Annotated in this window: 8 protein-coding genes and 1 pseudogene; 4 read left to right on the plus strand and 5 right to left on the minus strand. The window is 63.0% G+C overall.

The genetic code is table 11. The features are described from left to right. The first annotated feature begins 15 nt into the window (after positions 1-15). From CXQ89_RS12705 to CXQ89_RS12725, 4 genes and pseudogenes are all read left to right on the plus strand, one after another. Positions 16-2,115 (plus strand): DUF262 and DUF1524 domain-containing protein, encoded by a 2,100-nt coding sequence (locus CXQ89_RS12705; protein WP_104161534.1) that lies wholly within the window; start codon positions 16-18, stop codon positions 2,113-2,115. 453 nt (positions 2,116-2,568) lie between these two features. Then, positions 2,569-2,757: pseudogene (locus CXQ89_RS19120) on the plus strand (arginine deiminase family protein); the annotation flags it as partial. 314 nt (positions 2,758-3,071) lie between these two features. Then, the gene (locus CXQ89_RS12720; RefSeq protein WP_104161536.1) at positions 3,072-4,520 is read left to right on the plus strand and encodes a basic amino acid/polyamine antiporter; all 1,449 of its coding nucleotides are present in this window, start codon (positions 3,072-3,074) and stop codon (positions 4,518-4,520) included. 521 nt (positions 4,521-5,041) lie between these two features. Beyond that, on the plus strand, positions 5,042-8,311 hold the full coding sequence (locus CXQ89_RS12725) for a glycoside hydrolase family 3 C-terminal domain-containing protein (RefSeq protein ID WP_104161537.1): 3,270 nt from the start codon (positions 5,042-5,044) through the stop codon (positions 8,309-8,311). Between the two features lie 149 nt (positions 8,312-8,460). On the opposite strand, the gene CXQ89_RS12730 is transcribed toward CXQ89_RS12725, so the two are convergent. The 5 genes from CXQ89_RS12730 to CXQ89_RS12750 are packed head-to-tail and all read right to left on the minus strand — an operon-like array spanning position 8,461 to position 13,831. Next, the gene (locus CXQ89_RS12730; protein ID WP_104055466.1) at positions 8,461-9,642 is read right to left on the minus strand and encodes a serine hydrolase; all 1,182 of its coding nucleotides are present in this window, start codon (positions 9,640-9,642) and stop codon (positions 8,461-8,463) included. Continuing rightward, positions 9,639-10,613 (minus strand): glycosyl hydrolase family 32, encoded by a 975-nt coding sequence (locus tag CXQ89_RS12735; protein WP_104161538.1) that lies wholly within the window; start codon positions 10,611-10,613, stop codon positions 9,639-9,641. The genes CXQ89_RS12730 and CXQ89_RS12735 overlap by 4 nt, the downstream gene beginning before the upstream one ends. Positions 10,614-10,653: 40 nt before the next feature. Beyond that, positions 10,654-11,478: a carbohydrate ABC transporter permease gene (locus tag CXQ89_RS12740; protein WP_104054978.1), complete on the minus strand. Its 825-nt coding sequence runs from the start codon at positions 11,476-11,478 to the stop codon at positions 10,654-10,656. Next, entirely contained in the window at positions 11,478-12,464 is a 987-nt protein-coding gene (locus tag CXQ89_RS12745) for a carbohydrate ABC transporter permease (protein ID WP_104054979.1), read from the minus strand. Before CXQ89_RS12745 ends, CXQ89_RS12740 begins: the two co-directional genes overlap by 1 nt. Next, on the minus strand, positions 12,464-13,831 hold the full coding sequence (locus tag CXQ89_RS12750; RefSeq protein WP_237685381.1) for an ABC transporter substrate-binding protein: 1,368 nt from the start codon (positions 13,829-13,831) through the stop codon (positions 12,464-12,466). Before CXQ89_RS12750 ends, CXQ89_RS12745 begins: the two co-directional genes overlap by 1 nt. Positions 13,832-13,833 lie beyond the last annotated feature (2 nt).

A 13,833-nucleotide genomic window follows, 5' to 3' on the forward strand; every position in this document is an offset into this window, starting at 1 on the left:
CCATGAAGGAGACCCGTGAAAGCCGTTGATTCACACCTGCTTACCCTGTTGAAGGCGAGCAGCCAGTTTATTGTGCCGATCTACCAGCGTCTCTACTCATGGCAGGAAGTGGAGTGTGCCCAGCTTTGGGCGGATATTATTCGGGCCGGCTCAACCCCGGCAATTGGATCACATTTCACGGGATCGATCGTCTACGTTGCCAAGGAACAATCCACCAATACGTCTGCTGAGCCTGACCTGATTATTGACGGACAACAGCGGGTGACTACCGTCACGCTCGTCCTGGCAGCATTGGCAGCCAGGCTGGAGGAGCTGCCAGAGGGTCAGCGCGAGCCCTGGGATGGTTTCTCTCCGAGGAAGATCCGGAATCGCTATCTGCTTAATGACGACGAAGAAGGCGAACGCCAGTTCAAACTAATCCTGTCTCAAAATGACAGGGATGCGCTGATCGCCATTCTCCAAGGAACGGAGCCGGCTCCGGACGTGGCCACTCGAGTGACCGAGAACTACGACTATTTCCGGCGGAAACTCAAAGACCCGAAGCTCGACCTGAGCGTTTTCTGCCGTGGCCTAGACAAGCTCGTCGTCGTTGATGTGAAGCTCGAGCGCGGGGTGGATAAGCCGCAGTTGGTCTTTGAAGCCATGAACTCGACCGGAAAGAAGCTGTCCCAAGCTGACCTGATCCGTAACTACGTCCTGATGGATCTGCCACCAAAAGAGCAGGCGAAGGTCTACTCAGCCTACTGGCGCCCGATGGAGCAGGAGTTCAGCGGTGCGGAGGAAAGCCAGTTTGATGAGTTTGTCCGTCATTACCTGACCATCAAGACCGGTGAGATACCTCGGTTGGACGACATTTATGATGCGTTCAAGACTCATGCGGCAACATTCACTAAAAAGGACGAAACCATCGAGTCCCTCGTCATCGAGCTCCGTCAGTACGCCGGGCGTTACTGCGCGATGGCGTTGGGCAAGGAGACGGACCCGGCGTTGCGGAACGCTTTCAAGGACCTGGACCAGATCAAGGCTGACGTGGTCTATCCCTTCCTGCTGGATGTGTATACCGATTACGAGCTCGGAACTCTGACTCGGGACGACTTGCTGGAGATCGTTGACTTGGTTACCTCCTACATCTTCCGCCGAGCGGTCTGCCGCATGCCGCCCAACTCGCTGAATAAGACCTTTGCCAGCTTCAGCTCGTCAGTGCGTAAGGACCGCTATCTCGAGAGCGTCAAGGCCCACTTCCTCGGTCTGAAGAGCTACCGCCGCATGCCGACCGACGCAGAGTTCCTTGCGAGTCTCAAGTCGGCTGACCTGTACAACTTCCGCCGGCGTTCTTACTTTCTGCGCATGTTGGAGAACCATGGACGCAAGGAACGCGTGACGATCGAGGACTACACGATCGAGCACATCATGCCGCAGAACGAGAAGCTCTCCGCCGTGTGGCAGGAAGCTCTTGGAACAGAATGGCAGGACGTGCAGCTGACGTATCTGCACACACTCGGAAACCTGACGCTCACGGGGTACAACTCCGAGTACTCCGACCACGCGTTCGCGAAGAAGCGCGACATGGAGGGGGGATTTAGGGACAGCCCACTCCGGCTCAACAAGGGATTGGGCAAACTGGAAACATGGAACGTCACGGCAATCCAGGAACGCGCAGAGCGTCTGGCCGACGATGCCCTGAAGATCTGGACCCTACCCGTATTGTCGCCCGAGACCATCTCAGAGTTCCAAGGGAAGAGATCAGAGTCGGATTTCTCGATTGAAGATCACCCGTACCTGCTTAGGGAGCCCCGCCGATCCCTGTTCGAGACGCTCAGCGCAGAGCTTCTGGCCCTCGACCCAGGCATCACTCGGCAGTTCCGTAAGCTCTACGTTGCTTTCAAAGCTGACACGAACTTTGTCGACGTCATTCCGCAGAAGGCGCGTCTGATATTGAGCCTCAACATTCCGATCGAGACTCTGCACGATGAGCGTGGCCTCGCCTGGGACGTAAACGGCAAGAGCCACTGGGGTAATGGCCCGACCGAGGTCAGCCTTGATGAGGATACCGATCTCAACTATATTCTCGGCTTAGCTCGCCAGGCTTTCGAGTTTCAGATGGGTGGAGAGTAGCCAGGTAGACACCCTGTTTCCTTTTAGCAGCCAGTTCCTGACGCAGGAAGCATGTGGCGTAGGGGTTTGCTGCACGACTGAACCGATCCCGAATCCGGGATCATCCCCGCAACTCAAACCCCAGCATGAGCGCTAGGGTTCCGTTGCGCGACGACGTCGATGGCCTCGTTACCCCACTTCCCGCTAAGGAAACTGCTGGTTCCGGACAGCTTCAGGTTCGCAGCTCCTCGAATCGAAACATGGCGGATAACCAGCCGCTGAACAGCAGGACGAGCTGAATAGATAGCCGCCGTGGTCCCACACCCCGTCGCTACCCCGTCGTGAGCAGCTTCATAATGAATCAACCGCAGATGTTTCGAATTCGTCCAGCAGCTCTCATCGCCAAAGCCGGCAGCTAGCTGCGCCTGGCGGAAACCGCGGGAAGACTACTACGCCTTGGAGCGTCAGTAGCGGGACAGTGCGAATAACGCCGTCGTGCTCAAACTCGGTTTGGCGCTCAACTACGACCGCAAACACTAAACCAACGCCGCGCTGCGCAACGCTAGCGTTGAGGTCATTCCGATCGTGGGCGCCGAGCTCGGCCGCGGCCGCGGCGGCGGGCACTGCATGACCTGCCCGATCATCCGGGACGGCATCGACTAACGGCGACGGCATGCCGGGTGCCGCGGCTGGCATGTGACCGTGCCCGCGCCCGGCATCGGACTTCCGGCCACGGTTTCGACGTGGACTCCAGCGAACGCACCGCCCTTGACGGGTACACGCATTTCCAAGGCGCGGACCCCTTCGGTAACCGCCTCGAGGTGCTGGCCGCCGATTCGGAGCCCGGCGTCTCCTTCTGAGAGAATAATGGTAAGGCTGCTGACGAAAGAGGATCCCCTGCAGGAAGCGGTGTGCCCCTCCACTGTTGTCTAACCGGTGTGACCTCAGCGGCCGCCACACCCGATTGGAAAAGAACCATGTCTAATCCGCCTGCTCCGGGGGAGAAAGCTCCAGCGGCCAAACTCTCCCTGCTGACCCTCACCACTGTGGTGATCGGGTCCATGGTCGGGGCCGGAGTGTTTTCCCTGCCCCAGCGCTTCGCCGAGGAAACCGGGGTGTGGGGTGCGCTGGTCGCCTGGCTGATTGCGGGTTCCGGCATGCTGATGCTGGCCTTTGTGTTCCAGCGGCTGTCCATGCGCAAGCCGGCGCTTGATGCGGGGATCTTCGCCTATGCCAAGGCCGGCTTCGGAAATTACGTGGGGTTCTTCTCCGCAGCGGGTTACTGGGCCAGTGCCTGCGTTGGAAACGTCACCTACTGGGTGCTCACCATGTCCACGCTGGGAGTCTTGTTTCCGCAGTTGGGCGCAGGGGACACCCTCCTCGCCGTCGCGCTCTCCTCGGCCGGGCTGTGGGGATTTTTCTTCCTGATCAGGCGCGGCATCAGGGAAGCTACGGCCATTAACCGGATAGTCACGATCGCCAAGGTTGTTCCCATCCTGGTCTTCGTACTGTTTGCTGTCTTCCTGTTCGACCCCGCGGTCTTCGCAGGAAACCTTACCGGGGCGGAGTACACGGGGCCGCTGTTCGAGCAGGTCAGCAACACGATGCTGGTGACGGTCTTCGTGTTCCTCGGGGTTGAAGGTGCCAGCGTGTATTCGCGCCATGCCCGACGGCGGGAGGACGTTGGCCGGGCCACCATCCTCGGCTTTCTGAGTGTTTTTGCCATTTTTGCCTCGGTCACGATCGTTTCCTACGGGGTCCTGCCGATGGAGCAGCTCGCCTCGCTGCGCCAACCATCCATGGCGGGCGTCCTGGAAGCAGGAGTGGGGACCTGGGGGCTCGTGTTCGCCAGCGCAGGACTGATCATTTCGGTGATGGGCGCCTACCTGGCCTGGAGCCTGATGGCGGCGGAGGTCCTGTACGTGGCCGCCACAGAGAAGGACATGCCGCGGTTCCTGTCCCGGGTCAGCGACAACGATGTCCCGGTCAACGCCCTGCTGCTGAGCACCCTGCTCAGCCAGCTGGTCATGGTCATCACCTACTTCTCCGAGGACGCCTTCGACTTCGCACTGGACATGACCGCGGTCCTGACGTTGTTTTCCCTCCTTTTCGCGGCCCTCTACGCCCTCAAGCTCGGCTGGAGCGGGGAAACGTATGAAGGAGCCCCGGGCCGCATCCGGCGGGGTGACCTGACCATTGCCGTCATTGCCACCATCTATTCAGTGTTCCTGGTCTATGCCGCCGGGCTGCCTCTGGTGCTGCTTTCGATGATCTTCTACGCCCCCGCCACCGTCCTGTTCGTGATCGCGCGCCGTGAACAAGGGCAGCGCGTTTTCCGGGGAGGGGAGCTGGTTCTTTTCCTCATTACTTTGGCAGGAGCCGTTGCAGGCGTGCTCGCCCTGACCCGGGGCTGGATAGAGCTCTGAGCAGGGGCCGAGCCCTGCGGCGTGCACTCGGACGTGGGCCGCCTGTGTAAGGTCCTGGTCTGCGCCCCGTGCCTGGCCCGCGAACGGCTCACGCCCCGCGCCCACCTGTACGGGCTAATGGCCGGCGGACGGTATATAGGGAGAGCTGCCCGAAATCATTCCCGCGTATAGGCCCTCGCACGGGTAGGCCGCCCGTAGCAGCGGCACCGCCTGCTCACCGGATTCGCGGCTGGCCGGTTCCATGCGCTCACATCGGCATCAAGTAGTGGCGGAAGTACACAATTAAGCGGGTATTTTTTGCCATTCCCAGCCCCCTGACCCCCCTTCTAGACTCCGGTTACGCACATTCACACTCGCAACTGTTGGGCAATCACCGCAAACCTCAGCACAGACGGCTTAGGGCTATTACGGCGTTTGCGCTTCCTTCGTTTCGGCAAGGCACCACTGAGGCCGGCGCGCTCTTACCCTGCATACGGTGATGCCTCAAATCACTCGGCACCGCCGCAAATTGAGGAGCTTGTATGTTCAGATTAAAACGCCGCACGGCGCGCCGGTACGGATTGGTGGCCTTTTTGGGGCTATTCGCCGTGACCGGTTTTCTTCCCTCGGCGGTGGGTGCCGACGACGTCGCACCGCTGCAGGCTGATCCTTCCTATACGGTCCAGCCGCCCCCTTTCACGGATATCGCGGGGGATCCGTTTGAAGCGGACATCCTGTTTATTGCCGCCAACGGCATCACCACTGGTTTTCCGGACGGCACATATCGGCCGCTGGCGCCTGTTGCCCGTGATGCGATGGCCGCTTTCATTTACCGGCTGGCGGGGCAACCGTATTTCGAGGCACCGGCCACCTCACCGTTTACCGATATCACGCCGCAAACAGCGTTCTACAAGGAAATTACGTGGCTTGCCTCGACCCGCATCACTACCGGCTACCCGGACGGCACCTTTCGCCCGCTGACCCCGGTTGCAAGGGACATGATGGCGGCGTTCATGCACCGCTACAGCGGCACCTATTGCAGCATTGAGGCGGCACGGGACTTCCCGGCGCCCACTACGCCGCCGTTCACTGATGTGCCGGTGGACCTGCAGTTCGCCACGGACATTGCCTGGATGAAGGAGGCGGGGATCTCCACCGGTTGGCCGGACGGCACCTATCGTCCGTTCCTTCCGGTGGCACGGAATGCGATGGCTGCCTTTATGGAACGGCTGGACAGGTACAACGGCAGCCAGGGCGGCTGTAATCCGCCGGTCCCGGCGGGCAACCCGTGGCTGGGCAGCGACGAGGATGCCCTCACCCGGGCCTATTGGGCCACCGCCGCGATGAACCTGGAGCAGAAGGTCGGATACCTGGTCCAGTCGGGCGGCACCGGAGTCCCCGAATTTGGTCTGCCACCGATCCGGGGCAAGGACGGCTGCTGCGGCCTGGCTCTGGACACCGGTCCGTCCACCGCATTGCCGGTTGGCGTGGGTCTGGCCTCCACCTTCGATCCCACTCTGGCCCGCGCCTACGGCGCGGTAGGCGGAGAGGAAGCCCGCGCCGTCGGCTTCAATTCCATTGCCGGGCCCACCATGGACCTGGTCAACACCCCCTTCAACGGACGCATGTGGGAGGACCTGGGCGAAGACCCCATGCTGAGCGGAGACGCGGCAGCAGCCCAGGTGATCGGCGAACAGGGGCCCGACATCATAGCCCTGCCCAAGCACTACAACCTGAACAACTTTGAATCCCGCCGGGGCGACGTCAATGTGCTCATTGATGAGCGGCCGCTTCTGGAGACTTACAGCCGTAACTGGGAAAACGTTGTGGTGAACGGAAACGCCGGGTCCGTCATGTGTGCCTTCAACCAGGTGAACTCCGAATACTCGTGCGGCAACGACCTGCTGCTGAACCAGATCCTGAAGGGCAGGCTGGGGTTCCAAGGTTTTGTCAGCTCGGACTTCAACGCGGCCCATGCGTTCTCCGACTACGCGAACGGGCTGGACGTTGCCGGACCCGGAACCGAGTTCTCCGGGCCGGCCCTGACCGCAGCCGTGGAGGCCGGCGAGGTTTCCGAACTGCGGATCACCGACGCCGCGCGCCGCGTGGCCTACGCCATGTTCGAGAACGGCATCATCGACAACCCGCCGGTGAACTCCTTTGTGAATCCGCAGCCAACGGACGTTGCAATTCCGGACAACATGCTGGCAGCCCATGATGCGATCGCTGAGGAGGTGGCCGAAAATGCCATTGTCCTGCTGAAGAACAGCGGTGATGCTCTTCCGCTGGTCAACGCCGATAACTCTTCGGTGGCTGTCATCGGGTCCGATGCAGACTGGTATATCGACGGCGGCGGCTCGGGCGCGGTCCAGAACCCGGCGCAGCTGACCACCATCCTGGACGGCATCACCGCCCGGGCCACGGGCGCCACCGTCACCCAGTCTCCGGGAACAGACCCGGTGTCGCTGGCGGATACGGTTCCCGGACCGTTCCCGATGCCGAGCGACGTGCTCACGAACGTCAATGCCGAGTACCGGCTGGGCGTGGACAATTTCATCGGAGAAACCACACTGGCTCGTGCGGAGCGTCAGGTAAACCTGCGGACCGGCATTTCCGCAGACGTCATTAACACGTCGCAGGTCCCCGGGATCGGCGGCCAGCTGGCTACGCAGCCCATGTCGGCGGTCTGGACCGGAACGATCGTGCCGCCGTCCACGGGAACCTACACGCTCACCCTTACCCATCTGGGCACCGCACGGCTCTACGTCAACGGAACAGAGGTCATCAATGAACCCGCGGATACCTTGTTGACGGATGAGGTAACGGTGGACCTGACGGCAGGAACCAGTGTCCCGGTGCGGGTGGAATACACCACTGACGCGCCGAACCAGTTCAACGGCGGGCTCAATGACCAGCCGGGCGCCATCGCCCGGCTGGGCTGGACTCCGCCCGAGGGTGTGGTGGCACCGAGCATCACCGCCGCTGCGCAGGCGGCCGCGGCGGCCGACGTTGCCGTTGTAGTGGCCCGGGACTACACCGGAGAGGGAGCCGACCGCGGTTCGCTGGTGCTGCCGCAGAACCAGGACGCCCTGATCAGCGCGGTAGTGGCAGCCAACCCGAACACCGTCGTCGTGCTGGCCACCAGCGGACCGGTGACCATGCCCTGGATCGGCGACGTGCCTGCGGTCCTGGAAGCCTGGTACGCCGGGCAGGCCCAGGGACGGGCCGTCGCCTCGGTGCTCTACGGAGACGTGAATCCGTCCGGGAAGCTTCCGGTCACGTTCCCGGTCAGTGATGAGCAGGCCACCACTGTGGGGCCGTCAAACCCGTTCGACATCTTTGACGTGGTGAGCCCCACGGTGGAGTACACCGACGGCGTGTTTGTCGGGTACAAGAATTATGTGACCCAGGGTGCGGTTCCGCTGTTCCCCTTTGGCCACGGGCTCTCCTACACATCGTTCGGCTACCGCAACCTCTCCACACCGGCCGTGGTGGATGCGGACGATCCGAGCGGGAACGTGTCGGTGCAGGTATCGAACCTGGGTACCAGAACCGGTCAGGAAACCGTGCAGGTATACGTCGGCAATCTTCCCGGTGAGGAACCGACGCCGGCCCGACAGCTGGCAGGGTACGGCAGCATCACCCTCCCGCCCGGCGGGGTGGGAACGGTAAACATCGAACTGGATCCGCGGTCGCTCCAGTACTGGGACGACGAAGCAGATGACTTCGTCACTCCCACCGGGCCCGTGGCCATTTACGTGGGCCGCTCCGTCTCGGACACCCGCCTCGTTGGGCAGGTGACCGTGCAGTAGCGGGCGCCGGCAGTGGCCGGCACTGTTCAGTAGTTGGCAGCGAATGAGGTGGAGCCCGGGGAATCTCCCGGGCTCCACCTCATGTTCGGGATGGACAACATTGAGTCGCCCGAAAGCGCGGACGGGATGCTAGCCGCGGCAGCCACCGCCTACGGCTCCACAATCTCCCGCAGCGCGTCGATGATCCGCGTGGCCCGGACGTCATCACCGGCTTCCATCCAGTTGGTCAGAAATGCAAAGCTGAGCCCCAGCGAAGGTTCGGCAAACGCCACCTGCCCGCCTGCGCCGTCGTGCCCGAATCCGTCGGGGGAAACGTAACGCCGTGCCGCCGAATCAAGCTGGAACCCGGCGCCCCACCGCGGCCACGGCGCTGCGGCGGCAAACACGGGGGAGCCTTCGCTGCGCACGTCCACAGCCCGCTTGAGGACGCCGGGATCCAGCCGGCGGGTGGCGGCGGTGTCATGGACAACCGAGGACCACGCCGCTGACAACCCGTGAGCCGTGGCAACCGCGCCGGCCCCGGGCAACTGAGCTGCCCGGACGTCGGAGCGGTTGAAGCCGGCGTCGTCGCCCACCAGTTCCTGCGGGAAGGCACCGCCCAGGGTCAGGGCCCGGCCGGGCCAGTCCGGAACGCCCGGCTGCCGTGCCGCCTGCTGGGACCGGACCAGCTCCTGCAGGCTTGCGCCTGCTTCAAGATGGGCAATGTCGCCCTGCTGATCCTCGGGCACGCCGAGCTGCAGCCGCGCGATCAACGGATCAGCCAGGGTTTCGTGCATGAATTCTCCGGGAGTTTGCCCGGTGATCCGGCGGATGATTTCCCCGGACAGCCACCCGTGTGTGAGGGCATGGTATCCGTAGCCCGTTCCCGGTTCCCACAGGGGTTCCTGCTCAGCGAGCAGCCGGGTCATTTCCTCCCAGTTCAGCGCCTGCGCCAGGTCAACGGATTCACGCGGCGCAGACACCCCCGCGCGGTGGGCCAGAACATCTCCCACGGTCACCGTGTTTTTGCCGTGTACGCCAAACTCCGGCCAGAGGTCAGCCAGCGGCAGGTCGTAGTCCAGCCGCCCGGATTCAACCAGCCGTGCCGCGAGGACGGCCATGATGCCCTTGGTGCAGGAAAAAATCACGGTGGACGTGTCGCTGGTCCAGGGAACCGAGCTGCGCGCGTCTGCCATCCCGCCCCACAGATCGACCACCAGTTCTCCCTGGTGATGCACAGCCAACGCGGCACCCATACGGGGCCTTCCGCGGAAGGCGGCAGCGAAGGCATCCCGGACCGGCAGGAAACGCGTCTCGAAGGTGCCGTGGATGCCTGACGGGTCGCCGCTCATGCGTGAATCCCGGTCGGCGCGAGGCACAGGCTGCCGTCCGGTGCCCATTCCAGGGGGAGGGGATCCGAAATGCCGCTGATGAAGGTGCCCTCGGCGTCGACGTTTTCAAAAGCCAGCAGCACCCACTGACCTTCACGGTTGCGCACTGCGCGTCCGGCGTAGAACTCCTCGCTTGTCAGGCGGGTGGCGGACGAAATGTCCAGGGGATGTTCCAGCCGATCCGTGGCCAGGGGCAGCGCCCAGATGCCGCCCTGCACTCCCTCGGCTTCGCGCTCACCGGCAAGGTGGGCCGTGTCGCAGGAGAACAGCAGCACAGGCCGGTCCTCGATGGTCACCAGCTGAAGCACCTCAAGGTGGGCAAAGCCCGCGCCGGGTTCGCTCAGCGGAGGCTGGACGGTCCAGTTCCGCAGGTCGGCAGACGTGGCGTGCCCGACGACGCCGCGGTCCCGCCCGGCGCCGACCACTGCCCGGGCGGTTACCAGCATGTGCCAGAGCCCTGCCGAGTCACGGTGGATCCACGGGTCCCGCCAGGCTTCCTCATGCCAGGTGTCATCGCCGAGGGTTTCATACCAGCGGGGATCGGCGGGAACGTGCAGCGCGGATTTGGACCAGGTGAACAGATCGGGGGAGGAAGCATGGCCGATGCTTTCCACATTCGTGATCCGCTGCGGATGCAGGAACCGGGTGCCGGTGTAGAACATGTGCCAGGCGCCGTCGTCGTCCTGAACCACGCTGCCGGTCCACGTGGCACTGGAATCGAAGTCCGCGGCCCCGCCCGGCTCAAGGACCACTCCGTGGTCGACCCACGTTGAAAGATCATCCGAGGTGGCAAGGCCGATCCGTGCGTTCCGGTGGCGAAGGCCGGGGTCTGCCAGTGACCGGGGCGCATGCAGATAGTAGAGGTGGTGCGTCTCGCCGTCGTCGGCATGCCAAAAATCCCAGACCCAGTGGTCGGTGAGGGCAAAGCTCATGGTGCGTGGTCCTTAATCGGAGACTGGAGGCGGTGCGGGGTCAGCCCTTGACGGCGCCCTGCAGCAGGGCGCGGACAAACTGGCGCTGGAAGATGAGGAACACGATGATGGCCGGCGTGATGATCAGCAGTGCTCCCGCGTTCAGGAGCGGGATGCTCAGGGAGTACTGTCCCTGGAAGAAGGTGAGCGCTCCCGCCACAGTGCGGTCAAGCGGGTCGGCGATAAGCACCACGGGGAGCAGGAACTGGTTCCAGGTCCAGAGAAACAGGAGAATCGCCAGAGCCGAGAGTGCAGGCAGCGCGAGGGGAAGCTGGATCTGCCGGAACTCCTGGAAGACCGATGCGCCGTCCACCCGGGCGGCTTCGGACAACTCGCGGGGAACGTTGATGAAGTGGGCACGCATCCAGAACACGCTGAAGGGCATGAAGAGCCCCAGCAGCGGGAAGATCACGGCCCATTGGGTGTTGAGGGTCCCCATGGCCTGGGACTGGTAATACAGCGGGATGATCAGGGCTTCAAACGGGATGGTCAGTCCGGCGATGAAGATGATCAGGACCGCCCGGCCGCCCTTCGGGGCGAGCGCGCCGAGGGCATACCCGGCGAGGGTGGCGATGAGCATCGACGCGGGCACCACGCCCAGGACGATGAAGGCGCTGGACGTCATGAGACGCCAAACATTGCCCACCTCAAAGGCCGTAACGAAGTTGCCCCACTGCGGGTCGGTGGGCCAGACAATGCCGGTGGGGTTCCGGTCCGCCGGCTGCAGGGCCGCGGACAGCATGCTGATCAGGGGCAGGAGGGTCAGAATGAGAGCTGCCGCCAGCAGCAGCCGGCCGAGCAGGAGTTCACTGCGGCTGGTACGCATCAGTCGTTCACCTTTGAAAGTCGCTGAATGGGAAGTACTACCAGCAGGACCAGGACCATGAGCACAATTCCGAAGGCCGATGCCAAGCCAACATCACTTTGCGTGAAGCCAATGCGGAAAATGGAAATGCCCGGAACGAGGGTGGTGCGGCCGGGGCCGCCCTGCGTGGAGGTGTAGATAATGTCGAAGCTGCTCAGGGCAGCAATGATGGTCAGAGTCGCCAGGACCGCAATTTCCTGCCGCAGTCCCGGCAGCGTGACGGTGAAGAATTCCCGCCACCAGCCGGCGCCGTCGAGCCTTACCGCTTCATAGAGGGAGGTATCGATTTTGCCGATGCCGGTCAGCAGCAGCACAGTGCACAGGCCGGTGAGGACCCAGGAACCGATGAGCCCGACGGCGGGAAGGGCCGTTCCATAATCCGCCAGCCACGACCGGGTGATCCCGCCGAGTCCGACGGCGCTGAGGAACTGATTGACCGTGCCTGTCTGCGCGTACATCCAGGACCAGGCGATACCCGCTGCAGCGAGGGGCACAATCTGCGGCAGGAACAGGATGGTCTGTGCCGCCGAAGACATAAGTCCCTGGCGCATGGACCGGATCAGGCTGGCCAGAATCAGCCCGACGCCGATGGGGATGAGCGTGAAGAACACGATCAGGGTGATGGCGTTGAGAATCGAACCGAGCAGAACTGGATCCGTCAGGACCTTCGCATAATTCTTGATCCCCACGAAGGTGGATGCCCCGACCCCGTTCCAGTCGTAGAACGAGTACTGCAGGCCCATGGCCAGCGGAATTAGGACGAACCCGGCGTAGACACCTATTGCCGGAAGCAGCATCAGCCAGGCGACGTATCCGGCGCGGCCCACGGACTTGCGTTTGCGCGGTTTGCGGGAGGCCACTGCCGGCCCCGCCGGCGTCGAACCTGCGGCTGCGCTTTCCTGCTGCCCGGAACGACGGCGGACAGGGCCGGTGGTGGCCTTTTGCATTAGTCGTTCACTTCGCTCTCATAGAACGCCTGCACGCGGTTGACGAACTCCTCGCCGGTGATCTTGCCGGTCACCAGCAGCTGCGACTCCGGGATGATCGACCCGGCGTAAATGCCGGACGTTGTATTGGACATGAAGTCCACCTGTCCGTTTTCTTCGCCGATCTGCGCGGCCATGTCCAGGGCGGACGCAATCAGCGACCCTTCCTCCACGGTGGGCTGTTCAAGCGACGGGTCTCCGCCCGGGGATGCTCCCGTAACGTCGGAGATGATCTGGCGCGCGGCCGGGTCCGTGTGGATCCAGTCCAGGAAGTACGTGGTGGTGTCCAGATCATCCGAGCCGGCGGCAACGGAGAAGGAGTTGGCGGCACCCATGGCCACGTGGTCGCCTCCCTCTTCCAGCGGCGGGACCAAGAAGAACGCGACGTCGTCGCCCAGCGCCTTCTGGTAATTCGCTGCTTCCCAGTTGCCGTTGAAGGTAAACAGGCCCTCACCGTCCGAGAAGCGGCTGACGAACGTGAAGTAATCAATGGCGTTGATGTCCGAGGGGAAATACCCCTTGTCAGCCCAGGTGCGGATGACTTCGGCACCCTGGATGTTCCCTTCCGTGGCATAGGAGCTGCCGGGTTCGTTGAACATCCAGGAGAGGAATTCATCCTTGTCCGCGTACTGGTTCATGGCCGCCTGAATGGCGAAGTTCACCACGCCGTCCTTGTCCCCGGCCATGATGGGCTGCACGCCGGCGTCCTTGGCCGTGGCCAGGTCTTCCTCAAGCTCGTCCCAGGTCTGCGGGGGCGCGTCGATGCCCAAATCCTCGGCAATGGCCGTGTTCATGAAGATGCCGGTGACGCTGTAGCCAAGACCCACCTGGTAGAGCGGTCCGGAACCGCGCGTTCCTTCCTCATTCATCCGCAGCGGTGACAGCTGCGTCTCGGGCCAGGCATCCCATCCGTACGCTTCGGCATACGGATCCAGGTTGGCCAGCAGGCCGTCACCGGCGGTGTCGCCGATGGTCGGCAGCCGGATCAGGTCCGGCGGATTGTCCCCGGCCAGCAGCTTGGGGGCGTTGGCGGTGAGGTTCTGGAACGTGTCCCGCGTAATCTCAAAGGTGACGTTGGGATGCTGCTTGGTGAATTCCTCGGCCAGTTTGTCCGTCACCGGGAAGCCGGTTTCATCGGCGATGGTGATGGTGACGTCCTCTGACGTGAGTTCGGTGTTCACCTCCGCACTGGTGACCTCGGAGGACGCGGCGTTGTTGTCTCCGCCGCTGCCCGGAGCACATCCGGCGAGGGCCAAGCCTGCGGCGGCCATGAAGGTCACCACAGCAACTGGTTGACGGCGCCGCGATCGCAGCGGTGATGTAAGCATGG

The organism is Arthrobacter sp. ZGTC212 (assembly GCF_002929255.1).
Taxonomy (GTDB): domain Bacteria; phylum Actinomycetota; class Actinomycetes; order Actinomycetales; family Micrococcaceae; genus Arthrobacter_B; species Arthrobacter_B sunyaminii.